Below are 25,295 nucleotides of genomic sequence, written 5' to 3'. Positions count from 1 at the left end.
TTATTTTTCGCCCGCATAGATGTAATCATAGAGAGTGTCAAGAGCGGGGAACGGACTTTCTTCGGCAAACTGGACGGCCTCTTCAACTTCCCGCTCAACCTGTTTCTCGATCTCATTGATTTTGGCGTCGTCGAGCAGACCGGCTTCGCGCAGCACGCTCTCAAACTTCATGATGGGGTCATACTGCTCGCGCAGGCGGCGGACCTCATCACGATCGCGGTAGCGGTCTGGATCAACCACGGAATGACCACGGAAGCGGAAGCTCACGGCTTCGATCAGGCTGGGCTCGCTCTCCTCGCGTGCCAGACGACACGCCTCTTGCATGGCGTCGCGGACTGCCAGCACATCGGTGCCATCAACGCGCACGCTATGCATATCATAGGCACAACCCTTGCGATAGAGCTCTGCCACTGCGGAGCCCTCGTCAACGCGGGTGCCCATACCATACTGGTTGTTGACCACAAAGAAGACAACTGGCAGCTTGTAAATCTTTGCCATGTTCAGAGACTCATGGAATGGGCCGCCGTTGGTTGCGCCATCGCCCATCTGGCAGGCGACAACTTCTTTGCCCCCTTTGTACTTCACGGCAAACGCTGCGCCGACGGCAAGAGGAATCTGGTTTCCGACAATGCCATAGCCACCCATGAAATGGCGGCTGACATCGGCCAGGTGCATTGAGCCACCACGCCCTTTTGAACAACCAGTTACTTTACCGAACAGTTCAGCCATGACTGATTTCGGTGTGATGCCGCGGCAAATCGCGTAGCCATGCTCGCGATAGTTGGCATACACGTAGTCATCGGGGCCGAGACCATGAGAGAACCCGACAACTGTGGCTTCTTCGCCCAGATTGAGGTGACAGTAGCCACCGATGCGAGCCTTTGTGTACATCTCGCCCGATTTTTCCTCGAAACGACGGATCAGTACCATCTGTGTGTAGTACTGCAACAAGGTGTCTTTGTCTTCGTTTTCAAGCTTTGCGACGTCGGGCTTGTTGGCTTCGGCTGCATCAGAGGCCTTCGACCGCTTTTTTTGTTCCGTATTCATGACGGCTCCTGGTAAAAGTAGTAGTAGTAGGGTAAGAAAAGGAGGCTGTTATCACGAGAATTGGTCACAGCGCGCTTTTTTCCTTCGCCATCGAGGATCCTTCGTCATTGAGGGGAGCGCTGCGCTTGATTATTCTTAGTCACCTGTCTACTGAGTAATACGCCTCCTAAGTGCAGTTTGTTTCCGTATAAAGAAGGATGCCCACCCGATCTTATTTGTGGGATTCTGCTCTCTTCGTGTTTGTTCGCTCGGTTTCTATCCTGTACAGCCACCTGGACTGCTACTGGGCTCCCTCTCTCATGAAGGGCCTCAAGGACCCAGGTATGCTTCAGGAAAGCGGGAATGTTGCCTATGAAACGTGCTTTTCCATACCCAAAACAGGTTTGTGATTCAACACGAAGAATCACCCTATTATATAAAAGATAGGTACCGTTTTGTCTATACGTAGTCTGGCAGACTCTTGTTTTGGTGGCGTCAGGTTTCTATGCACAACCTTATTTATTATAGAAGATAGCCCCCCACTACGCAAACTTTCCACGCCCGTTCTGGGAAGCTGTAATTCCGGTCTGTCTGTGCCCCCCTCCTCTCCTCATGCGCTTTCCTGCCGACAAGTGTCTTTGTTACACTTACCGGCTCTTTACTTTTTCTCTGTAGAATAGGTGATGCTATCTCGTTCGCCCTGTCTGTTAGAACCCGTATTCTCTACCTCTGCCTTCTGTGACACTTTTGTGAGCAGGGGATAGCGAAACAGGATACAAGACAAATGGGCCCCTTTGAAACGATCGGAAGCGTCATTAGCGTATCATTTAATAAAATCGAAAGAAGGGTTCAGAGCGCCACTATGAATACACCGCATATCCTGATTGTTGATGACGATGTCGCGTTATTGCAGGCCTTACCTCAGACGCTTCAGCTACGCCTGAAGGATGTTCAGGTTGAGACCAGCGATACCGCTGATAAGGCTCTAGAGCTCATTCAGAAGTATGATTATGACGCGATTATCAGTGATATTAAGATGCCAGGTATGGATGGGCTGGAATTGCTGTCGAAGATACAGGAGCTCAGACCCGATACCCCGACCCTGTTGATTACCGGGCATGGCGAGTATGATCTGGCAATCCGCGCCTTACGGGGTGGGGCCTATGATTATATTTTAAAGCCGATCGATCGTGATGCGTTTGTCGCAGCTCTCCAGCGCGCTATTCAAGCTCATCAGTTGCGTCGGCAGGTTAAAGAACAGCATCTTGCGCTTGCGCAACATGCGAAGACGCTTGAGTGGCAGGTACAAAAGCGCACCAGTGAGCTGATCGCCGCCAATGAGATGAAGGAAAAGTTGATGCGAATTGTGGCGCATGAGCTGAAGATACCGCTTTCTGGTGTGCTTGGCCTGGTCCAGTTGCTTCAGCGTCAGGTCGAAAGTGGAGAGGATCGTGAAGTGCTTTTGCAGGGGCTGAAAGATATTGAGCAGTCGGTGAGCCGAACGGACATTCTCATTCAAGATCTGCTGGATACCTCCTTAATGGAGTCCAATATGTTTGTGCTACGCCGTCAGCCATTCGATCTGGTGGCGTTCTGCAAGCAAATGCTCTCGACATATACAGGCGGCTCTGGCCCTCTGCTGACAACCGAGATCGTTGGGGGAGAGCCCGTGCTGATTGATGCCGATCGCGATCGTATCTGTCAGGTGCTGCTCAATCTGCTGTCAAATGCGCGCAAGTATTCGCCGAAAGGATCCGCCATTACGATCACGATCATGCAGCATGGCTATAATGCCCTGATCACTGTCCAGGATGAGGGTATCGGGATTGTGCCAGAGGAACAGGGAAAGATCTTCGATCAGTTCTATCGTGTGCCCGATGTGCAGGTCTTGAACGGTGAGCGTCCCGGCCTGGGGCTTGGCCTCTTCATCGCCCGTAAGGTTGTTGAACGACACGGAGGCAAAATCGAGGTAGAGAGCACGGAAGGCAAGGGGAGTACCTTTACTGTGGCCCTGCCCGTCTTTGTCGATCCAGATGCAACAACCGCCGATGCTTCCCTGCTGGAAGTGAAAACACATGCTACCTGGACGCTGGTGCATTGATCAGGAGAGGAATGATGCAGAAGCGATTTTTACCGCAGGAGTAGCCTGTAATAAGCTACTCCTCTGTGATTCTCGAAGAAACCTGTGTCTCCCTTGAAGAGAAGCTGTCGCTCGATTCTGCGACCGCTCCCATAGGAAGACGTTGTCAGCCGCTCATACCGGATTTTGAGCGCAAGAAGGTGGGCAAAGCTATTCAGCCTTCACTATTGTGTTAAGCGCTCCTCGTGCCGTTGTACATGCAAATTCATGGTAGCCATATGCTGCATAAGCTTGCAGGCAAAAAGACCTTCCTTTTTCGAGCTTATCTGCATATGGAAAAGCCAGTAGGGGAAGAGCAATCTCGAGCGATCACACTGCAAATTGGAGATCAAGTGATGGGGAATGGCATAGAAGACGATATCAAGCCCAAAACAGCCCGCCGGTTTTCCACTGCGACCTCGTTGGTTGCTCCATAATCGGGCATTGATGGCGGTGCACAGACTGCTCTTTACTGGTGGCTTGCTCTTCTCAAGCAAACAATTACCCTATTTTGACCAGAGCATACGTTATCTGGCCTTTTTTTATTGTAGAACGTCAATGAGCGGATTGGAACTCGGCTCCTGCAACCAGGGATTATGAAGCAGGATGTGCTGTTGTAGCGGGCATGGCGAGGGCAGGAGTAGAGGTTTCTCTGTCTCCTATCCCTCAGGATGTGGATGGGATTGCTTGTGCCGAGAAGAACGCGACCTCAAGTTGCATGGCGCGGCGGTACGTCGTATGAACTGGTGGTATATCACTGGCATAGCGATCGAGTAGCGTTTCAAGCCGGACTGCGAGTGCCTCAAATTCTGGTGCTGCGTAAGTATGAATCCAATCCCGGTAGGGGTGAGCTTCCGTCACCTCGTGAAAGGCAAGCATCTGCCCTAGAAAGGCATAGAGACGCATACAGGGCGTCATCGCTGCACAGATCTCCCCGATATCACGAAGCGTAGCTGTTGCCAGTAAGAAATCAGTGTAGGCCAACGTGGCCGTATCCGGGACAACCTGTGTAAGATCAATATCCCATCCTTTCGCGTTCCGCTGATGGAGCGTAAGTTCGGCAAAGACACCGGAGAGCAGTTCATAAAAGTCGCGCATGCCCTGCGTGTCGGGAGTATATACCAGTGCCAGCGCATACGCCCGGGCGTACGCGTTGAGGAAGAATGCATCCTGAGCCAGGTAATGCTGAAAAACCGCGTATGGGAGGGTGCCATAGCGTATCCCATGTATAAAGGGATGATCCAGTGCCTGTTGAGCGAGATCGCGATTTTCTTGCCATAAGAGCTGTGCAAGTGTCATTATACAATACCTCTTCTGTGTTATATCTCTCGAAGCCCTGGTTCCTGTTCTCAGTATAGATGGTTAGTACATCGTTTGCAAGGCGCTGCTTTGTTGGTGAGATGAGATTAAAAATAAATAAAAATTTTTCAGATGAATTGACGTACGTCATGCTTTGCTGATACTATTTTGAATAGTGACGTATTGAATTGGATATCATGCAGTAAGGGTAGAGATGTGGAAAGACCGTCCTCCTGGAGATCGCTCCTGAGTCAAAAGATACAGGACCCGCGTGAGCGTCAAAGCCTGGCGAAAGCCTTGAAAGTGAATGCTGTTACGCTTCTGCGTTGGGCTCAGAACACCTCAAATCCTCGCTATCAACATCTGCGGCGCTTGTTGGACCTCGTTCCAGAGGAGCGTGCTGTCTGGTTAGAACTGCTTCAGGCCGAGTTCCCGGATTTCTTACCACTGGGTGAGGGAACAGAGGCGAAGGATGAGACACTGTTTATCCCTTCCAGGGTGTATGCAGAAGTTTTCTCGAAGTATGTTATGTTGCCTCGTATTCAACGATCCTGGTGTATTATTGAAATCGTATTGCAGAATGCATTGAAACAGCTTGCTCCTCAGCGACGTGGTATGGCGGTTACGCTGGTAAAATGCATGCCTCCCGTTAATGGCCGTATTCGAAGTTTGAGGGAATATATCGGCTATGGGTATACCCCCTGGAAGGATAATCTTGAACAGCAGGCTGTTTTTCTGGGCATGGAGTCGCTGGCAGGATATGTTGTGAGTTCATGTCATCCGCGTATGATTCAAAACAGCAAAGAGTATACTGGCATTTTACCCGGGAAATGGGATAAGTGGGAGCGAAGTGCGGCGGCGTATCCTATTTTCCGGGCTGATCGGGTGGCAGGTTGTTTGCTGGTGTCCTGTGCAGAGCCCAACTATTTCACGACTGCGCGGCTGAAGCTTATAGAGCATCATGCCGAGTTACTGGTACTGGCATTTGAGGCACATGAATTTTATGAGCTTCAGGCTATTCAGCTTAAAATGATGCCGAAGTATACAGTGCAAGATGAGCACTTGAAACATTTCCGTGCGCGCGTGAATCAACTGATACAGGAAGAGGGAAGAAAGGGGCGAGCACTTGAAATGAAGCAAGCCGAGCAAGAAATGTGGAAAATCTTTGAGAATGAATTGCTGGAAATGGCCGAGCGGGCCAATCTGGAACGAACGATTCTGTCTCCGCAGGAGCCCCCTTCTACATGAGCGTTGTATTGATATATTTGGGCTTGTGGTGTGGTTTCGTCGCAAGCCCAGATATTTTGCCTATGCATACGCTTACTGTGCCCGCTCCATTCCTTTCCGCCAGCATATACTTCTGTGTCCTCTCTGTTGAGGGTTTGCGACACTTGCAGAACTCGACTGCTTCAGGGCGCGTGAACTGCGCGATTTGTTTGTGACAGAAGGCGATAAGTTCTTCGGCGCTTGTCTGTTGGCCAGGCTTTAGGACGCTCGCTCAGGGTTTTCATGCGTGATTGCGACAACCGTGCATCCTGGTACTATCGGGTGATGGACCATTACTGCTCGACCGTCATTGTGGTTCTCCTTCCCGAGAAATTATCTTCTTTGCACGCTCGCGCAGCTTGATAGAGTCATCCGGGTGCCAGGCGTCGATATTGTCGGGGGAGAACCTGCCACTGCGAAACACCTTTGCGGTTGCTGCTGGATGGGTATCCCTTCGCGACAGATTTCTGCGCAGAATGACTTTGCTCATTGTGTCCCCATCGTGCGTCTCTGGATCGATATCCCGCACGACCTTATCGCCCTCTATCGGGCAAGGAGCCACGCCTGTTCTGGTTGCTTCCATTCTCGCTGTTACTCGCAGATGGCGTAGATCTCAGTCAGTTCGGAGACAGGATTTGGACGTATATTGAGTTGATTGAGGTGTGTCAGCTGCATTAGAGGATGAGACGCGCCGGCAATCGTTGTCGTGATTGGCCTTCCAGGCAATGGGTATCTGGACGATTGACCAGGAAAACCTGTACAGTTGATGCCTTGCTCGCTTTCCCGCCATTCCTCACCTCTTCCGACGCTGGCTTGCCCGGGCAGACATGAGTCATGTCAACCGCTCGCTTCTCTCAAGCACGCAACCCGAGGCACAGGCTTATGTGGTTGTCAGGAAGAGGCGAAGAAGCATAGTAGCTGGAAAAGCGTATTGATACGCGTAAATATACTTGAAGGCTTGTGTAAAGCATAGTACTTTCACTATGACAAATAGGCTATATGGCTTGAATTATTGCTTTTCTATGTAAAATGGTATGTAGTAGTTACAATTCAGAAAAATGCTGATAGTTTTTGCAAAGATGCGTAATGGTTGTATTTGATGTATTTAAGTTTGCATTGTCCTAGCAACGAAACAGTATGTGCATGTAGAAAGAGAAGGATATGCGCCAATGTCTACGCTGTAACAGGGCAACGGTAGCATCTTCAGCTTTTTGCGAAAGCTGTCAAGCCTCACTTCTCAATCGTTCGCAGGAAGAAGGGGGAGCAGACATTCGCCAGGCACCTCCTGTTCGGCCACAGACGGATCAGGAGGAAGAGCGGAACCTTCCGGACGAAGGGGATTCTCACGGAACGCTTGTTTTGCGGGAGAATGCCCAACTTGTGAAGGAATTATCGCCAGTTCTTCAGGAGAACTCGCCTGCTTTACGTTCACTGCTCTCGGAGGTGCAGGAATTTCCTCCAGAAGTAGATGAGCTTTTACCGGCCCTGGAAGAGAAAACCATCACCGTTGAGCGGGAGAAACAACAGCCTATTCGTACGGGGGCTCTGAGTTCAACAGGTCAGCGCAAGGCTGTGGCAAAGCGTTTGCGCACGGGTTTTCGGATTCTGACAGTTGTTGCCATTCTGGCTCTGCTTGTTGATCTCTTACTGGTCTACTTTGTATTTTTGAACAGGAGCAGTAAGCAGGAACAGAGCAGCGCTTCGCCGATTATCATGGCCGTTCCCGGCATCGCCAGACGGGGGCAGCCGCTCAAGCTCCAGTTGAAATATTTTCCGTCTTCGTCGCAGGTATTACTGACCCGAGATATTCAGGAAAGTGTGCGTACTGAGAACGCTTCGCCCTTTCTCACGGTAAATGAGCAGGGCGAAGCGGAGGTCTTGCTGCATATTGATGATAGCTGGAAGGCCGGTAGCCACTCGATTCAGGCGCAGGATGTCCACACACACTATGTTGCCAGTACGGTGATAGAGGTCGTCGGGGCCGGTCGGGTGCAACCTCCACGGATTCAGATTCGACAGCGAATGCTTGACATGGGCGCCGCCCTTCAAGGGGCAAACACCATCCAGCCCTTGCAGCTCTTGAATAGTGGTGGTGGCGCAATCTCGTGGACGGCCAGCAGTAATCAACGCTGGCTCTTCCCGACTCCGAGCCGGGGCACATTTAGTAGTGGTCAGAATATTGCGGTGGCCGTTTCCCGGGCAAAGATGGCGCCCGGAGAGTACAAAGGAGAAATTCAGATCGCGTCGAACACGGGAGTAGAGACGATTCAGGTCAAGATGGTCGTGCTCCCGTTGCATACTACCAGTAGTTCGGTCATGAGCGTTGTTGCTCCGGGGCTCTCTTTTACGACCAGTGATGGCGATGAAAAGCGGCAGGAGCAGACGCTGACGGTGCGGAATGAGGGGAAACAACCATTACGCTGGAAAGTCGCGGGAAAAGCCGCGATGCCCTCATTGATTGGAAGCCCGATCTTGCACAGCGATGTCGATTGGCTCACAATCAGCCCATCTCAAGGAGAGGTTGCGCCGGGCAAGACGCAGACTGTGCATGTCAGGGTTAAGAGCCGTGACCTTTTGCCCTATGTATACGGGAGCATTGTGACCTTTAGTGCGGAGCAGCAAACCCTGAACACACCTCAGTCGGTCGCAATCGCGCTTGATGTCCTGCCCGCCTGTGGGCTGGCAACCGATCGGCGCAATCTGAGCTTTGAGGCTGCACAGGGCCAGACAAACGTTGCGCCGCAACAGCTTGGTATCCATCTGGCCTCGACCTGTAATGGTCGCGTCTCCTGGAGGGCCAAAACGCAGGCTAAATGGCTCGCGGTATCTCCTGCATCGGGCTGGTTGGAAGCCGGCGGCAAGACCATGTTACAGGTCGAGGTGAAACAGACCGAGGCCGAGCAGCAGGGCTTCATCATTCTGGAAAGCAAGCAGCAGACACAAACAGTGCTGGTGCAGCTTCATCTTTCTTCGACGACGGCCGCAACGCCAACCGTCAATCAGATCACGCCTTCTGTACAGCCAACGGAAACAGCGAGCGAGACAGCAAAGGAGGCTTCATATACTGTGTTCCCCTCGCTGGTGACGTTTAATATCTCGCAGGGAAAGAGCGAGCGGCAACAGCAGGAGGTTCTGGTCTCCAATACCGGTCAGGGTGAGCTGTCATGGGAGGCACATATTGATTCGGCGGGCGCTGATTGGCTCTCTTTGACGCAGAACCGCGGTATGCTGGCAGCAGGAAAGTCGGATCATCTAACACTGGAAGTCGACCCAACAAATCTGAGGGTGGGGAGCTATAGCGCCTTAATCAAGATCTCTGTGACCGACATGCAGGGTAATACGGCAAATTTACCAGCCCAGGCGGTCACGGTCATGCTGAATGTGATTCCACCGTGCTCCTTTACGGCATCGCCCGCTGAACTGGTCTTTGGAGCCTCGCTGCTCAATCCGAAGCCTGGCGGCCAGGATATTCAGTTGAATGTTAGTGGAGCTTGTTCCTACCCGGTAACGTGGCAGGCTACGATTGATGCTGAGGGACAGGACTGGATCCAGCTCTCGCTCTCTTCAGGTGTTGACAACGGTCAGGGAAGCACGATTACGGTTCATGTCAATCCTGGAAACCGGTTGCTTGGAACGTACAAAGGAACAATTACTATTACAGCGGTCGATCAAAGGGGACAGGTGGTGCGAGGAAGTCCACAAAGTGTTACGGTAACGTTGAATGTACTGCCGTGAGGCGGCGCCGGGTCTGGTGTTTGGGGATGCTCCCGACATCGGGCCCGACGTGAGCGGCGGTAGATGTTGTGATTGGGGAAGGGCACTTTCGTTATGGGTGAGAATGAATCCTTTCAGGTGTCGCCACTTGAGCATGCGGTCACAACGGTTCTGGCCTGTTTAAGTCTGGTGAAATATAAAGCGGCACTGGAAGAGACGCAGAAACGTGAGTTGATCGGTGATCTGGAAAAAACGCTGCAATTTCTCAGTGATCTGGATGAAGCGTTTGCCACGCAACAGGAGGCCAGATCAGTACGGGGGAAGGAGAGCGAGGGCGAACAACGTGTCGATCAGCGCACGCTGGCGGATCTCTACAAGGTCTATCAAACCTATCTGGGGATGGAACGCGGCGGCGTGATGGGCTCTTTTGTCGGACGCTTTAATGAATCAATGACCACCATCGATGAGGTGCAAAAAATCATAGAAAACTATGGAAATGTCGAAAATTATGGAAATAGTCATGAGATCTATACAGGAGCACTCTCTATTGAAGATGCACTACATCGGGTACGTGGTTTTCTCGCGGATCTCTACTATATCTTCCTGGAGTTTATTCGAGCGCTTGCGGCAGTGTTACAGCACAGCAGCTCTCAAATCGACACCGAGGAACTATCATCACTGCCGTTCGCTGCCGATACCTCCACGCAGGCTCTACAAAAACCGTATGCTCCCCTGTTTCGAGTCTATGAAAAACACCTCCTGCTCAAGAATCGCAATGGCTCGCTTCAGCTTCACGTCAATGAGTCGATCGCCTTTCTTGAGTTCCTCAAGGAGAGTCTGAGCAAGGAGTTTCACAAGCGGGACGAGATGATTATACAGATGAATAAGATTGCTCGCTTGCTTCGTGAGTTTGAGCGGCTCCTGACCGAGTATGAGGGGATCATCTCTCGTTTATATCGTTCTTCTTGATTGAGAAGAGAAGCGCTGCCTGACTTACAGAGAATTGACATATCATGGCGTTGAAGGTACATTTTGCAGAGCGAACACCTTCTTTTTCGCGATACCGAAGAAGGAACTCGTTCGGAGCAAGGAGATAGTGGTGTATGCCTTGACATAGCTGTGAGGCGGGGGATGAGATGGAGAGTTCAGACCGTATATTTCTGCTTTAGCAGTAGAAGGATTGTAAAATGAGCGATCAGCAACGTTTCGGTATGGACCTTTTCTGGAATCAGGCTTCGGTCATAGTTGAGCGGGTTCTTCAAAGTCAGAAGGACGTCATTGCACGAGCGGCTGAAATCTTTGCCAGTAGCATCACACAGGGTGGCGTGATTCATGCGTATGGCACCGGTCATTCACGAGCGTTTGCGATGGAACTTGCTGGCCGGGCCGGAGGTCTTGTCCCGGTCAACCGGATGGATCTGGAGGACCTGGCATTGAAAGCGGGTTGGCCACACGAAGTCGTGGTGCATCCGGACATTGAACGCGATCCTGAAGCGGGAAAGCAGCTTCTTTCCTGCTATCGCATTGAGCCACATGACGCATTTATTTTCTGTTCGAATTCAGGCGTGAATGTTGCGATGGTGGAAGTGGCCCGGCAGGTGAAAGAAAAAGGATATCCTCTGGTTGTCGTAACCTCGATGCAGCACACACAGCGTGTGTCCTCGCGTCACCCCTCTGGCAAGAAGCTCTATGAATTTGCCGATGTGGTGATTGATAATCATGGTCCGTTCGGTGATGCTCTGCTGGAGCTGCCTGGTGGTGGAACTGCCTGTGCGGTCTCTTCGATCACCGGGGTATTGATTGCTCAGATGATAACGGCGGAAACAATCGGTCTGTTACTGGAACGAGGTGAAGAGGTACCGGTCTATATCTCGGCAAATGTTCCGGGAGGGATAGAACGAAATCTGGAAATTGTCAGGCGCTATGAGGGACGCATTCGCCCCGTATAACAGGTGTCAGGGAAGAGAGAGACTGTTTCTCTCTTCCCTGCGCAGGTTTCTAGAGATGGTGTCCGTGCTCATAGAGGCCGGGCAGGCTGACCGGCAGATGACCCTGAGCGGAGATCTCTCCGAAGAGAACACGAGCCGCCGCTGTTAAGGCAGGCGCGGTATACTCATAAGTGACCAGATAAGTGGTCAGCTCAGGGAAGGCCAGCAGGTCATACGGATTGTAGCCCGCGATGCCGATCAAGGGGCGACCGGTGCGCTGTAGATCTTTGAGTACCTGTGCCTGAGCCCGATCGATGTTGGCATTGACGGTGACGGCGATAATCAGATCTGCCTCGTTCGCTGCCTGAAGCAGTTCTGTGGGTGTGGCTTCATTCTCAACCGGCTTATAGGCGTGGGCTGTCACCTGCGGATGCCGCTCGCGTATGGCATGTGCCAGCACCTCGAATTGATGATACTGGTCGGTCGCTTTGGTCCAGATATCCTTCTGTGGATACACGAGCAGGACACGTTGTTCCGGTTGCAGGCGCAGTGGAAGCAGCCCCGCTTCATCTTTGATCACGGTTGTTGAGCGCTCATACGCTTGGGTGCTGAGTTCCTGATGCTCCGGGCTGTTCACAATAGTGTTTGTTTGCCTGGCAAGCGTATCCTCCCAGGAGAGGCGCCGCGCCTTGAGTTCAAGAACACGTTCCAGTGCCTCCTGAATTATTTCTTCTGAGATGACTCCTTTGGCGACCGCTTCCCGAATGGCGTTCAGGCCTTCAAGCTGATGCTCGTACACATGTGAGATCAGTACCAGATCGATGCCTGCTTGCAGCGCCATCACGCTTCCACGCGTGAAGCCGAAGGTCTTTGAAATGGCGTTCATTTCCAGACAGTCAGAAATGACAACGCCCTGATAGCCGAGCCGCTGTCGAAGCAAGCCGCGAATAATGGTTGAGGACAGCGTTGCGGGAATGCCCTCTTCCTCGATCAGGGTGGGGAAATACACGTGTGCTGTCATGATGCTATCGGCTCCGGCTGCGATGCCTGCCTTGAAGGGCACCAACTCCACCTGTTCAAGACGTTCGAGCGAATGGGCGATCACCGGAAGCGACAGGTGAGAGTCGACCGCGGTATCACCGTGTCCGGGGAAATGTTTCAAACAGGAGATGACACCTGCACGGGCATAGCCCTCCAGTGCAGCAACTCCCATACGGGCAACATCCTGAGGCACCTCACTAAAGGAGCGGTTCCCGATCACCGGGTTGGCCGGGTTATTATTGATGTCAACAACCGGAGCCAGATTCATGTTAATGCCCAGAGCCTTGAGTTCCTGGCCGCAGGCATAGGCTACGTCCTGTACCAGTTGTATTGACCCAGTTGCTCCCAGAGCCATATTACCAGGGAAGGCGGTTGATCCTTTGCCCAGGCGCTGGACCATTCCATTTTCTTGATCCACGGTAATGAGTAGAGGATAGCGATGTCCGGCCTCATGTGCGATGCGCTGAAGCTCGTACGTCAGGGCGCGCACCTGTGCGGTATCCTGCACATTCCGTGAGAACAGAATAATATTGCCAACATGATGGTTTTTGATCAGATCGACAATATCGGGTGAAGGTGTTGTCCCATGAAAGCCTACAACAAAGAGTTGCCCTATTTGTTCGTCGATGGACATATCGGCGGCGAGCTTTGCCGTGACAGGATGCATCTTGGCTGTTTCCTTTCGTCTAGTCCGAGAGTGTTAGAGTGCGTTCCAATCGCTGGCCGGCCCCATCGTAATGGTTGCCCGTGCTGCACTCACACCGGGCTCCTTGACAATGGCAACCGGCCCGATGGTAAATTCTTTGCGCAGGTGGGTCAGCATCTGTTCGCGGAAATGTTCCTGTCGAACAAGGAGACTGCCCGCAAGCGCCAGGGGCAGGCGTTTCTCTGGAAAGTCCAGTTGTCGCCCCAGGGCCGCTACTGCCAGAGCGAGCTCAGCGGCAGCGGTAGCGAGAATCTGCTGTGCAACGGTGTCGCCTGCTTCCGCGGCCTCGAAGACACAGCGGGAGAGATCGGCAATAATATGCTTTTCGCTGAACGGATAGACAAATGAGATAATGTCGTCCGGCGTATCGAGCTTCCAGTACCTCAGAATCAGGTCGAGAAGAAGAGTCTGCGGGCCTCGCCCGTCGGCAGCACGTGTAGCGGCGTGGAGAGCCTGACGACCGAGCTCAAAGCCGCTGCCCTCATCACCCATCACATGCCCCCAACCACCGGCACGCCTGACCTTGCCATTGTGATCTCGTCCCATCGCGATCGAGCCAGTGCCTGCGACAAGCGCGATTCCAATAGCCCCATCAAGTGCGCTCAGCAGTAATTCCGAATCGTTAGTAATCAATACATCGTTAGCAAGCGACTGGACCAGAGGGAAAACCCGTTCGTGGTCGCCGCGCTTTCGTTCAAAGCCGGCCAGTCCAAGCCAGGCTTTCTTGATGGTGATAGGGTCAGGAATTTGAAGCAGGGCCTTTGCCTGTTCGACAGCGAGAAAGATATTTCGGGTAGCTGTTTCAAGGCCCAGTGCTGCAATATTAGAGCTGCCAGCTTGTCCACGCGCCAGTTCTTCCCCCTGTCCATTCACGATAACGGCCAGTGTCTTGGTGCCTCCACCATCGACACCCAGATAGAGGGAAGTGGGAGAGGGGTTCGGTGTTGCCATATGTTTTGCTCTGCCTCCAAAAAGAGTAGATTTCTTTACAGGATATCGTATAGCGCGTCTCACTGGCTATGGTTTTTGCCGAAATAATGGTCCTGGTACAGGAATGCTATGGATTGCTCAGCAACTGGTCTCGCTTGAGATTGACATAAAAGGTGTACTTATGGCCGCAGTAGACCGAGGATGCAAATTCAACAGGGATATTGCGCTCGGTGTAGGTCGTGCGGCGGATATAAAGGACAGGGCTCCCGATCGGTATCTTGAGGTATTGTGCCTCTTCAGTCGTGGCAATACCGGCTTCAAGTTCTTGCTCCGCCTCGACGAGGGGAAGCCCATATTTTTTTTCGAGCAGCGCATAGAGCGATTGCCCCAGATCTTCTTCAAGCAGCCGCTCACAACCCATAAAACTGAGGTGTGAGCTTTCCAGGGCGAGGGGCTCATCATTGGCGAGACGCAAGCGGCGCAGGTGAAATACTGGTTGATTGGCTTTGATACGCAACCGCGTAATTGCCGCTTCGTCTGGAGTGCACATCTGTGCCAGTAAGACCCGTGTGCCTGGCTGCTGTCCTCGCGCTTTGATATCTTCAGTAAAGCTGGTCAGTCGTATGAGTTGCTGTGTGATCTTCTGATGACTGACAAACGTGCCTCTCCCTTGCTCACGGAAGAAGAGCCCTTCATTGACAAGTTCTGTGATGGCCTGCCTCGCTGTCATGCGGCTGATGCCGTACTGTTCGCAGAGCTCGCGTTCTGAGGGGATCAGGTCCCCGGGTTTCCATTCCCCGGCTTCTATTTTCTCCCGCATAATCTCTTTGAGTTGATAATAGCGGGGGAGGGGACCTTTTTTAAAAAGAGAACTCATACAAAAGCTTGTCCTATCTTTTCACCTGTCGGAGAGATATGCCCGGAATACAAGCTCCCGAGCTTGTCTGATGCGCTCATCAGCCCGGCCTGAACTCTCTTCTCAGCTTGCGCCATAGAGTGTGATTTTGTACCTATGCCTGCCTGCTACAATGAGAGGTAAAAGTATCAAGGTGATATAATTGGTATAATTGTATATACCACCTTCTCCTTGAATAATCTCATAATTTTGAACACTCGTCAAGAGACGCAAGACGGGGTACGATAGAGAACGTTGGTAATACGTGCTATTTCCATGAACACTCAAGAGCTAGTGACGAACAGAAACAAACCGGAGTGAAAAAATTCAAAGGAGAAAAACTCATGGGTTTCACATTACGAGGTGCGCGCCTTGTCGATGCTTCAACCGATCTTCCCGCAGGAGACATTATTGTTGATGGTGAGAAGATCCAGAGCGTGGGAGCAACTTTGACTGTAGCCGGGAAGGTCATAGATGTATCAGGGATGATTGTGACTCCCGGCTTTATTGATGTCCATACACATGGGGGTGGCGGCTTCGAGCTCCATACAACTAAGGTTGAGCAGATTTATGCTTACTCGCGCTGGGTTGCGTCAACCGGTGTGACTTCCTATCTGGTCGCGGTTGTCGGGACGCCAAATTGTGTCCCTGTCGCTCAAATGGAGACCGCCGTTCAAGCAATTGAGCACCAGCAGGACGGAGCAGAACCGCTCGGTATCCATCTTGAGGGCCCGTATATCAATGTCAAGAAGCGTGGGGCTCATCCGCCTGAGTGGCTGCGTATTCCTGATCCAGAGGAAACAGAAGAGGTGCTACGCGTGACGAACGGTCATCTACGGCTGGTCACGCTGGCGCCAGAGCTGCCCGGTGCGCCCGAGATGATCAAGCAACTGGTGGAGGCACAGGTTACGGTCAGTATGGGGCATACCGAGGCTGACTACCAGCAGGCGAAGGATGCTTTCGCGCAGGGTATCACCCATGTAACCCACTGCTTCAATGCGATGCGTCCGATGCTACACCGCGAGCCTGGCCCGCTGCCCGCTCTATTTGAAGCGCCGAAACATGTGAAGGGCGAACTGATTCCTGATGGCTATCATGTGGACCCGGCCATGATGCGTGTACTGGTGAAGCTGCTCGGTCCGGACCGCACGATTATCGTCACCGACGCTCAGGCTGGCGCTGGTATTCCCGATGCTGTATTTGAATTTGCTGGTCAGACCGTCTATGCTATGTGTGGCGCTGCCCGTTTTAAGGATGGCACCCTTGCCGGGAGTATCCTGACGTTGGATAAGGGGTTGCATAATGTGCTTGAACTGACCGGTGTCAATCTCCAGGAGGCTATCACGATGATGACCCTGAACCCGGCGCAATCGATTCATGTGGATTCCCGCAAAGGTCTGCTCAAGACGGGCTATGACGCGGACCTGCTGCTTTTTGATTCCTCATTGACCCTGCAAGCAACTATCTGTCGTGGCCGGATTATATATGCAACCGAGGACTGGCGCGAGCGCTTCCTGTAGTCTTCTGGCTTGCAAAAAACAACGCACCGAATGAGCCGCTTCGGTGCGTTGTTTGCTTTCTTAAAGCGTCCGTGTGACTTTTTGGAGCCCGCGCGGTACATCCGGGTTAAGGCGTTTTGCCAGGGTAAGATGCAATGCCAGAACCTGCCCGGGCAAGATGGCAGTGATCGGACTGAGCCACTCGGGCAGGGCCGCCGCAATGGGCATTGGCGTTTGAGCGAGTTCTAACGCCTGCTCTGAGTCTGAAATGATCAGGAGCTCGGCTTCAAGCTTCTGGAGATCTTTGGCCAGCTCGATCATGTCCTGATAGGCGGCTCCCCGGGGCATAATCAGAATGGTTGGTGTACCGCTGTCGATGGTGGCAATCGGCCCGTGACGGAAGTCAGCGGAGGAATAGGAGATTGCCATCACATAGGTGAGTTCCTTAAGCTTCAGTCCGAGCTCGAACGAGGTCGAATAGTTATAGCCGCGCCCGACAACAACGCAATGTTCCATATAGCGATATCGCTCGGCAAGTGGTGCCAGTTGCTTTGAGCGCTCAAGGGTACGCGTCATTGCCTCCGGTATCTGCTTGATCTCTTCAAAGCGCTGCTGGTCTCCGCTAAGAGCCGCGGCAAACAGCATCATGACAGCAAGCTGTGCCGTGTAGGTTTTGGTGGCGGCTACTGCTCGTTCGAGCCCTGCATGCAGTTCAACGACGTGATCCGCGATAGTAGCGAGTGGTGAGTTCGCATCATTAGTAATGGCGATGGTGGGTCGTCCCTGTCGTTTTGCCTCTTCCAGCACGGAAACAATATCGGGCGATTGGCCGGATTGCGAGATGCCCACGACCAGCGCGTTATGGAGGCGTGGCGGGTGCTTATAGAGCGTATGAAGGGAGGGAGCGGCCAGGGCAATAGGATAGCCTCCGAGCGTTGACCAGGCATACTTGGCGTAAGTGGCCGCGTGGTCGGATGAGCCACGAGCAGCGATAACGATATAGTCGAAGGGTGGTAACTGAGCGACGATCTCGGAGATATGCTGTGTTTCTTGCTCCAGGAGTGTTGTAATGACCTGGGGCTGACTGTATATTTCTTGTTCAAGCAGCGATGACATCTGAATCCTCCTGCTGAAAGTCCATCATGGAGAAAAAGCGTCAGATCTTCTTTCACTACTATACCATACGCTGTAGTATAGTGGTCTAGATGTCTTGACAAATACGTTATTTGTAGGTACAGTTTTTAGCAGAAGCGATTCCTCTGTAGCTTTCATCAGAAAAGAGAGGGCAAAAAGTGTGCCTGTGGCCCTTCCTTGTTTGTAGCGTCAGTCCTTGTAGTACAAGGAAGTCATTGTAGCTCCGGAATAGATAGTGCAATCTCCTGGCAGGATGCCGGAAAGGATTGTTGTATGCTACAACGCTATCGACTACCGATGCTTATTGTTCCTCTGCTCTTTGTCCTGGTCTCCTCTGGCCTGATCGCGCTCTGTCAGCCACTTGGGGCGCGAGCTGCCTCTGATGTGAAAGTCCAGTACCGGGGCTCCGGGGGCGCAACTGCACAGGAATTAACTCCATGGCTACGGATCGTGAATACCGGGAGTGCCAACGTCTCGTTGTCCGAACTGAAGGTCCGATATTGGTTTACGCGTGACTCCAATGCAACTGTGAATGTGGCCTGTGATTGGGCGGTGATCGGGTGTGGCTCGATTACGCGCACAACCGGAACACTTGCCTCCCCCAAACCGCAGGCCGATTCCTATGTTGAACTTGGCTTCTCATCAGGAACAGTGAACGCGAATAGCAACACCGGTGAAATTCAACTCCGTATCTATAAGTCGGATTGGAGCACCTTTACGCAAAGTAACGACTACTCGTATGATGCCAGCAAGACGGCATTTGTCGACTGGGATCATGTTACTCTGTATCGGAACGGTCAACTCGTCTGGGGTGTAGAGCCCGGCGGCAACACCGGCCCGACTCCGACCCCGACAACGCCAACTCCGACACCAACAACTCCGACCGTGACCCCGATTCCAACAACTCCGACCGTAACGCCAACGCCTCCACCGGGTAATAAGAAGCAGGTTGTGGGCTACTTCGTGCAGTGGGGCATTTATGAGCGTCAATATTACGTCAAGAATCTTGTGACATCTGGCTCAATGAACACTCTCACGACGATTAACTATGCCTTCGGCAATATCAGCACCAGCCTGCGATGCTACGAGGAGAATCGCGCCGGGTGGGGGGATTCCTGGGCCGATTATCAGCGCTCGTTCCAGGCGAGTGAGAGTGTTGATGGCGTCGGCGACACCTGGGATCAGCCCTTGAAGGGGAACTTCAACCAGTTGAAGAAACTCAAGGCCAGGTACCCCAATGTAAAGATCCTCATCTCTCTGGGTGGCTGGACCTGGTCAGGGCGTTTCTCGGATGCTGCTTTGCCCGCCAATCGTGCGGCCTTTGTTAAGTCCTGTATTGACCAGTACATCAAGGGAAATTTGCCGCAGATAGATGGCGATCCTGCTGGTGGGAATGGCGCCGCTGCTGGCATCTTTGACGGTATCGATATTGACTGGGAGTATCCGGCGATGCCTGCCTTTGAGGGTGACCCGAGCCGGGGCATTCCGCCCAATACATACCGTCCGGAAGACACGCAGAACTATACTGCCTTGCTGGCCGAATTCCGCAAGCAGCTTGATGAGATCGGCGCTCAGAACGGGAAGCACTACCTGTTGACGGCGGCAGTTCCGTCGGGTGTTGATAAAATCGAGAAGATTCAGGTGAACTCGTTCTCGCAGTACCTTGATTGGGTCAACGTTATGACCTATGATATGCACGGTGCATGGGATGCGCAGGGGCCGACAAATTTCCAGTCGCCTTTGTATCCTTCGCCGAATGATCCATCAACGGGCGTGCAGAAGAACTACAACATCGACTTTGCGATTCAGCAGTATCTCAATGGTGGGGTTCCGGCAGGCAAGCTCTTGCTCGGTGTGCCCTTCTATGGGAGAGGCTGGACAAATGTGCCCAATCAGAACAATGGTCTCTATCAGACAAGCCCGAATATGCAGCCAGCTCCGGGCACCTACGAACAGGGCATTGAGGACTATAAGGTGCTGAAGAAGCTTGCGGGCTATACCAGCTACCGTGATCCGATTACCCATTCTTACTGGCTGTTTAACGGGTCAACGTTCTGGACGCTGGATGATCCCGTTGCCCTGAAAGATAAGATCAATTACCTGAAGAGTAAGGGCCTGGGCGGGCTTATGGCCTGGGAAATGGATGGCGATGATGGTACGCTGATACAGGCTATTCACGAGGGCATTTCTGGTTAAGGGAGACGGGCACGCTTCACGCCTTGTCATCTGAGAAGGTACCCTTCACCAGAGGAATCGCTTACGCTGTAGTCCTCCATACCAAAATGTGCTAGTGGAGGACTACAGGTTTTTTCTTAGAAGTTAAGCTGTAGTATACTGTATTTCCGCCAGATGAAATCTGGAACGTGTTTCCTTGCTCTCCTGGTTCCCCTTTCGTTCCAGTGATGCCAGAGGATACTTCTTATCGTATCGAGAGAAGCAAAGGGAGAGATGTATGCATTTTATAAATACATGCATTTCACTACATCTATTTCTATTGACGCGTCATGCTAAGGCGCGGTTCTCCGGTTCAGGAGGTTTGTATGAAGCCGACGTCAGACAGGGCAAGCAAGCGGGGCCGGGCGGGGGCCTTGCTCTTGCTAATGCTGCTGGTGCTCTCTTTTCTGCTCACTGCGTGTAGTGGCGGGGCAGAGACGCCAAAAGAACAGAAATCCCATGTGCTTAATGGCATTGCAACCGTCGATGAAAAGTATACGAAAGATATGAATCCTTTTTCGTCGACAGCGAATCCGGGCGTGAGTAGTTTGATCTATGAGCCGCTCATATTTACGAACATTATGGATAACTCCCTGACTCCCTGGCTTGCCAGCGGGTATAGTTTCTCGAAGGATCTGGGGACATTGACCCTGACCTTACGCAAGGGGGTGATGTGGTCAGATGGTATTCCTTTTACTGCGAATGACGTTCTTTTTACCTTCCGACTGCTCAAAAAGTATCCCTCGATGGACGTGAATAACCTCTGGGCATATCTCGCAAATGTAGAGGCACCAGATCAGTACACCGTGGTCTTATCCTTTGCCAGACCATATCCGCCGTTGCTCTGGTCGGTAGGAAAAACAACACCGGTGCCAGAACATGTCTTCTCCAGAGTTGCCGATCCGCGCCCGGGCCACTTTATCAATGAGAGCCCGGTGGGGACAGGCCCATATCTTTTGAAAAGCTTTGATCCATATCTTGTGCAGTATGTCAAGAATACGCGCTACTGGCAGGCCGACAAGGCGCAGATCTCTGAGGTTCGGTTCCATGTACTCAAAAATAATAATGAGGCGTGGGAAGGTGTCGCAAGTGGTCGCTATGACTGGTCGGGAATTTTCCCCTCGGGTGATATTAACGCAACCTATGTGAAGAAAGATCCCGCCCATAACCACTACTGGTTTGCTCCCTATGCTAATCTGATGCTCTTTGTGAACCATGAGCGTGCGCCGTTCAATATCCTGCCCATCCGTCAGGCGATCAGTCTGGCACTTGATCGCGAGCGGATGTTTAAAGATGCGGAGGGCGGCTATGAGCCGGTGGCAAGTCCAACGGCGGTGGTCTTGCCCGGACATAAAAAGTTCCTTGATCCGCAATATGCCAACCTGAAGTTCTCACGTGATCTGGATCAGGCGAAATCGCTGCTGGCAGCTCAAGGCTATCGCGCTGGAGCGGATGGTATCCTGCAATCATCACTGGGAACCCGGCTCTCGTTTAATCTGGTTGTGCCCGCCGATTGGAGTGACTGGGTTGAAGTCTGTAAGATTATCCAGGACAACTTGAAGGCGGTTGGCATCGAGGTCAAGCTGAATGGCCTCTCGGTGCAGAAATATTATGAGGCCCGCTCGCTTGGCGATTTTGATATGCTACTTGGTACAACGACGCCCTCGCCGCATCCTTTCTATATGTATGATATGCTGCTCAATAGCAGTCAGGTGCCGCCCGTAGGGGAAGCTGCCGTCTCCAACTACGAGCGCTGGCGTGATGCCGAGACTAACGAGTTGCTGAATCAATATGCTGGCACGATTGACCCCAAAGTGCAGCAGCAGGCGCTGAACGGTTTGCAGCGTATTATGGTGGAGAAGCTGCCGGCTATCCCGCTACTCTATGCCGCGATGTGGTTTGAGTACAACGATAAGCGGTTTACTGGCTGGCCAAACGAAAAGAACCCGTATGCCAGTGCTCAGGTTACTGACTCTGACAACATTATGGTCATCTTAAATCTCAAACCGGTGAGCTAAGCTGAAGGAGAGTGGTTTGATCGACCGCTCTCCTTTTTTTGAAATAGTCGAGCGTACGCTGAGAACTTTTCTAGAGCTGATGCGTAGTATAATGTGCCATAATCGAACGAATAGACACGCCGCTCGTCGAAAGATCAGCAGTTCCCTGCACCTTTTGCTAACGAGTTCCAGGATCATTGCGCGGAATTGATGGTCTAGTGGTCTAGATGACTTGACGATTTGATAAAGAAGAGGTACAGTACATACATACTTTGTTTCAGACAGAACGCGATGAAGCGTAATTGTACCTTGAACAATGTCTCTCCTTGAAAAAGGGGAAGGCAGAAAGGAGAGGATAGCCACCGGGAAAACAGAGGAAAGAAGCAGACCCGGAAGAGAAGAGCAAAAGATACCTGCTTTGGTTTTACTCTGAGAAATATACATCGAAAAGCGTAGATGCTTCTATAAACAGTGAACCCGTTACCATGGTGGTAACATAGTGCACATCTGGCAGAACTCATCGGTATCTTTCTTTTGACCCTATTCTAAATCTATTTGCTGTGCTGTGCGGCGGGCAGGGATAGTGCGCCGCCAAGTCAGTGTTAGGAGGTTACTTGTGTCTCCCAACTCTCACGCAACGACCGCGCGAGTAAAAGCAAAGATGAGCATGGCACTCTTCTCTGTGCTCATACTCTTTGCCGTTTTACTGACGGCCTGTGGTGGTGGTAACCCAGCGACGGGAAACAACACCACACCGAACAATAAGAAAGCTATCCTCAATCTAGGTGCCCACGTTGGTGGTCCCTATGTGCGAGCGACCAGCCCGTTCAACCCGAGTGCGAATGAAGGCATTCTGGGTTTTGTATATGAGCCGCTCTATTTCGTCAATCAGATTGACGGGAAAGAAACGCCGCTGCTGGCTTCGAGCTATCAGTGGAGCGAGGACTTTAAGAAGCTGACCTTCACCATCCGTGAGAACGTGAAATGGAGCGATGGTCAGGCGTTCTCCGCCGAAGACGTGGCTTTCACCTACAATCTGTTGAAGAAGTTCCCGGCAACCGATACCCGCGGTCTGTGGAACTATTTGACCAGTGCTGAAGCTCCCGACGCGAAGACGGTTGTGATTACCTTCAAGCAGTCCTATACCCCGCTGTTCTATAACCTTGCTTCACAGGTGCCAATGGTTCCAAAGCATATCTTTGAGAAAGTCAAAGATCCTGTGACGTACAATGAAGATCCTGTTGGAACCGGACCCTTCAAGTTTGATAAGCTGACTCCTCAGATGATCACTTACAAGAAGAACGCGGATTACTGGCAGGCCGACAAAGTTCAGATTGAGGAACTGCGCCTCCCGCAGGTGACAGACAATAACGTCCTCTTGCAGAAACTGATTGCCGGTCAGATCGACTGGGGTAGCTTCTTCCCTGAGGGCAGCCTGGATCAGACCTTCGTGTCCAAAGATCCGCAGAACAATCATTACTGGATGCCGCCGTACGCGATGTTCTCCATGTACATCAATCTGACCAAAGAGCCGCTGAACGATGTGGCGCTGCGTCAGGCGATGGCCTGGGCTCTGGATCGTGACCAGCTTGCCAAGCAGGCTGAGGGTGGGTATGTTGATGGCGGTAATCAGTATGGCCTCGTGACCCCGAACCAGAACAGCTACATTGATAGCTCCCTCGAAAAGATTTCGTACAACAAAGAAAAGGCAAACGAGATTCTTGACAAGGCCGGTTACACCAAAGGCTCTGATGGTGTCCGCACCAAGAATGGTCAGCGGCTCTCCTTCAAGCTGAACCTGCCTGCCGGTTGGACCGACTGGGAAAAGATGGCCTCGATCATTCAGGCAAACCTGAAAGAGATCGGCATCGACATTCAGGTGAATGGCTTGCAGCAGGCGAACTGGACCGATGCGTTGAACAACCAGAAATATGATCTTTCGATCGGTGGTACATACAGCGGTCCTTCTCCCTACTATCAGTTCAACAACCACCTGAACAGCGCCAACATCGGCCACAACGGCCAGAACTGGTCCGCCTGGAAGGATGACGAAACTGACAAGCTGCTCAATCAGTATGTCAGCAACTCGGCCAACAAGGACGAGCAGACGAAAGCCATTCACGGCCTTGAGAAAGTCATGGTTGAGAAGGTTCCGTTCATCCCTCTGGTCAACGCTGGCGGTTGGTTCGAGTACACCACCAAGAATTTCACCGGTTGGCCGAATAAGGATAATGCGTACGCGCTTGGTCCTACCTGGTCCTTCCCTGATAACCTGATGGTTGTGACCAACCTGAAGCTGAAGAGCTAAGACACACGCTCTTCAGGCCCGTGGCCTCGATACATGGAATGGCCTGGCAGGGCCCAGGCCATTCTTTATTGTATGAGAAAGGCACAAAAGATTGCGTTACATTTGCTTCCCAAATACTCTATAGGTTATTCTTAGGAGGAGAACGGTAAAATCCCGGCTCCTTTCAGGAAGAAGCGCATACGCAACAAATCTGCCCAAGGAGTAACACCAAAGGAGTAATAATATGCGTCACTTGCTCCGTCGCATATTTTTCTACCTGGCAGCCGTGTGGGTTGCCATTACATTGAACTTCTTCATTCCGCGTCTGGCCCCCGGTAACCCCGCGCAGGCTCTGGTCGCTCGATTGGCACAAAAAGGGCCGGTTCCGCCCGAGATGCTGAAAGCGGTTGAGGCGGCTTTCGGCATTAATTCCAGCATGCCACTCTGGCAGCAATATTTCGTCTATCTTGGTGATCTATTGCGTGGCAACTTTGGGATGTCCTATACCTACTATCCCAACCAGGTTTCTGATGTAATTGGCCAGAGTGTGATCTGGACCCTGATTCTGGGCGGCGTGGCTGTTGTCTTGAGCTTCTTACTCGGGAGTTTGATCGGTGCAGTTCTTGCCTGGAAGCGTGGCTCTCTGGGTGACTCGGTCTTAGTACCCTTGATGAACTTCCTCTCGGCGATTCCCTATTTCTGGCTGGCAATGATTATTGTCTTCTATCTGGGGTTTGTCCTGCGGTGGTTCCCGTTCTCTGATGGCTATGACCTGGATCTGGATATTGGCCTGTATCCCGAATTTATCGGTAGCGTTATCGTTCACTCTATCCTGCCCGCGCTGACCATTGTGCTCTCTTCTATTGCTGGCTGGATGCTCACTATGCGTAACTCGATGGTGACAACGCTTTCCGAAGACTACGTGCTCATGGCCCGAGCGAAAGGACTGTCTTCACGCCGAGTGATGTTTGCCTACGCGGCCCGCAATGCGATCCTGCCGAACATTTCTGGCTTTGCCATTGCGATCGGCGGTGTGGTTGGCGGTCAGTTGATGACTGAGATTATCTTCTCCTATCCCGGTATCGGCTATTCGCTCTTGCAGGCGGTGCAGGGTCAGGACTACCCGCTGATTCAGACCATCTTCCTGATTATCGCGCTGGCGATTCTCGGGGCGAATTTCCTTGCGGATATGCTCTATGTGGTTCTGGACCCGAGGGTGCGTCAGGAGAGGAGTGCATAA

Annotated in this window: 19 protein-coding genes; 11 read left to right on the top strand and 8 right to left on the bottom strand. The window is 52.1% G+C overall.

The window, feature by feature from the left end; all coding sequences use genetic code 11:
• Complete coding sequence (gene pdhA / locus KTH_RS18610) at positions 1-1,047, bottom strand: pyruvate dehydrogenase (acetyl-transferring) E1 component subunit alpha (RefSeq protein WP_111318848.1); 1,047 nt, start codon at positions 1,045-1,047, stop codon at positions 1-3.
• Between the two features lie 841 nt (positions 1,048-1,888).
• Here pdhA and KTH_RS18605 point away from each other — a divergent pair.
• Together KTH_RS18605 and KTH_RS18600 are read left to right on the top strand one after the other, a co-directional pair.
• Positions 1,889-3,127, top strand: a complete 1,239-nt coding sequence (locus tag KTH_RS18605) for an ATP-binding response regulator (RefSeq protein WP_497620448.1) — start codon at positions 1,889-1,891, stop codon at positions 3,125-3,127.
• Between the two features lie 311 nt (positions 3,128-3,438).
• Entirely contained in the window at positions 3,439-3,582 is a 144-nt protein-coding gene (locus KTH_RS18600; RefSeq protein ID WP_497620446.1) for a hypothetical protein, read from the top strand.
• 229 nt (positions 3,583-3,811) lie between these two features.
• Here the strand turns inward: KTH_RS18600 and KTH_RS18595 are convergent, their stop codons facing one another.
• Entirely contained in the window at positions 3,812-4,444 is a 633-nt protein-coding gene (locus tag KTH_RS18595) for a TenA family protein (RefSeq protein ID WP_497620443.1), read from the bottom strand.
• Between the two features lie 216 nt (positions 4,445-4,660).
• Between KTH_RS18595 and KTH_RS18590 the strand changes: the two genes are divergently transcribed.
• Entirely contained in the window at positions 4,661-5,692 is a 1,032-nt protein-coding gene (locus KTH_RS18590; RefSeq protein WP_497620442.1) for a GAF domain-containing protein, read from the top strand.
• A 325-nt stretch (positions 5,693-6,017) separates the two neighbouring features.
• Here the strand turns inward: KTH_RS18590 and KTH_RS18585 are convergent, their stop codons facing one another.
• On the bottom strand, positions 6,018-6,293 hold the full coding sequence (locus KTH_RS18585; protein WP_497620440.1) for a hypothetical protein: 276 nt from the start codon (positions 6,291-6,293) through the stop codon (positions 6,018-6,020).
• A gap of 91 nt (positions 6,294-6,384) precedes the next feature.
• Positions 6,385-6,546 carry a hypothetical protein gene (locus KTH_RS18580; protein WP_497620438.1) on the bottom strand — a complete coding sequence of 54 codons (162 nt, stop codon included), beginning with the start codon at positions 6,544-6,546 and terminating at the stop codon, positions 6,385-6,387.
• Between the two features lie 325 nt (positions 6,547-6,871).
• Here KTH_RS18580 and KTH_RS18575 point away from each other — a divergent pair, with 325 nt between their 5' ends.
• From KTH_RS18575 to KTH_RS18565, 3 genes are all read left to right on the top strand, one after another.
• Positions 6,872-9,445: a BACON domain-containing protein gene (locus KTH_RS18575; protein ID WP_497620436.1), complete on the top strand. Its 2,574-nt coding sequence runs from the start codon at positions 6,872-6,874 to the stop codon at positions 9,443-9,445.
• A 93-nt stretch (positions 9,446-9,538) separates the two neighbouring features.
• On the top strand, positions 9,539-10,393 hold the full coding sequence (locus KTH_RS18570; protein WP_111318836.1) for a hypothetical protein: 855 nt from the start codon (positions 9,539-9,541) through the stop codon (positions 10,391-10,393).
• Positions 10,394-10,611: 218 nt separating this feature from the next.
• Positions 10,612-11,373, top strand: coding sequence for a sugar isomerase domain-containing protein (locus KTH_RS18565; protein WP_211326006.1), 762 nt, complete (start codon positions 10,612-10,614; stop codon positions 11,371-11,373).
• A gap of 49 nt (positions 11,374-11,422) precedes the next feature.
• On the opposite strand, the gene nagZ is transcribed toward KTH_RS18565, so the two are convergent.
• The 3 genes from nagZ to KTH_RS18550 form a co-directional block, all read right to left on the bottom strand.
• The gene (gene nagZ, locus KTH_RS18560) at positions 11,423-13,060 is read right to left on the bottom strand and encodes a beta-N-acetylhexosaminidase (RefSeq protein ID WP_111318834.1); all 1,638 of its coding nucleotides are present in this window, start codon (positions 13,058-13,060) and stop codon (positions 11,423-11,425) included.
• A gap of 33 nt (positions 13,061-13,093) precedes the next feature.
• Positions 13,094-14,050, bottom strand: coding sequence for a BadF/BadG/BcrA/BcrD ATPase family protein (locus KTH_RS18555; RefSeq protein ID WP_111318832.1), 957 nt, complete (start codon positions 14,048-14,050; stop codon positions 13,094-13,096).
• A 106-nt stretch (positions 14,051-14,156) separates the two neighbouring features.
• Entirely contained in the window at positions 14,157-14,906 is a 750-nt protein-coding gene (locus KTH_RS18550) for a GntR family transcriptional regulator (protein WP_111318830.1), read from the bottom strand.
• A gap of 362 nt (positions 14,907-15,268) precedes the next feature.
• Here KTH_RS18550 and nagA point away from each other — a divergent pair, with 362 nt between their 5' ends.
• The gene (gene nagA, locus KTH_RS18545) at positions 15,269-16,444 is read left to right on the top strand and encodes an N-acetylglucosamine-6-phosphate deacetylase (protein ID WP_111318828.1); all 1,176 of its coding nucleotides are present in this window, start codon (positions 15,269-15,271) and stop codon (positions 16,442-16,444) included.
• A gap of 60 nt (positions 16,445-16,504) precedes the next feature.
• Here the strand turns inward: nagA and KTH_RS18540 are convergent, their stop codons facing one another.
• Complete coding sequence (locus KTH_RS18540; RefSeq protein ID WP_111318826.1) at positions 16,505-17,539, bottom strand: SIS domain-containing protein; 1,035 nt, start codon at positions 17,537-17,539, stop codon at positions 16,505-16,507.
• A 291-nt stretch (positions 17,540-17,830) separates the two neighbouring features.
• On the opposite strand from KTH_RS18540, the gene KTH_RS18535 reads away from it, so the two are divergent.
• The 4 genes from KTH_RS18535 (at position 17,831) to KTH_RS18520 (ending at position 25,295) form a co-directional block, all read left to right on the top strand.
• Positions 17,831-19,753 carry a glycosyl hydrolase family 18 protein gene (locus KTH_RS18535; protein ID WP_111318824.1) on the top strand — a complete coding sequence of 641 codons (1,923 nt, stop codon included), beginning with the start codon at positions 17,831-17,833 and terminating at the stop codon, positions 19,751-19,753.
• A gap of 344 nt (positions 19,754-20,097) precedes the next feature.
• Entirely contained in the window at positions 20,098-21,789 is a 1,692-nt protein-coding gene (locus KTH_RS18530) for an ABC transporter substrate-binding protein (protein WP_170142320.1), read from the top strand.
• 646 nt (positions 21,790-22,435) lie between these two features.
• Positions 22,436-24,076: an ABC transporter substrate-binding protein gene (locus KTH_RS18525; protein ID WP_170142319.1), complete on the top strand. Its 1,641-nt coding sequence runs from the start codon at positions 22,436-22,438 to the stop codon at positions 24,074-24,076.
• A gap of 223 nt (positions 24,077-24,299) precedes the next feature.
• A complete protein-coding gene (locus KTH_RS18520) occupies positions 24,300-25,295 on the top strand; it encodes an ABC transporter permease (RefSeq protein ID WP_111318818.1) in 996 nt (331 codons plus the stop codon).

Source organism: Thermosporothrix sp. COM3 (assembly GCF_059696735.1).
The sequence above is the reverse complement of the archived record's forward strand: the minus strand, read 5'-3'. Positions and strand labels throughout refer to the sequence as shown.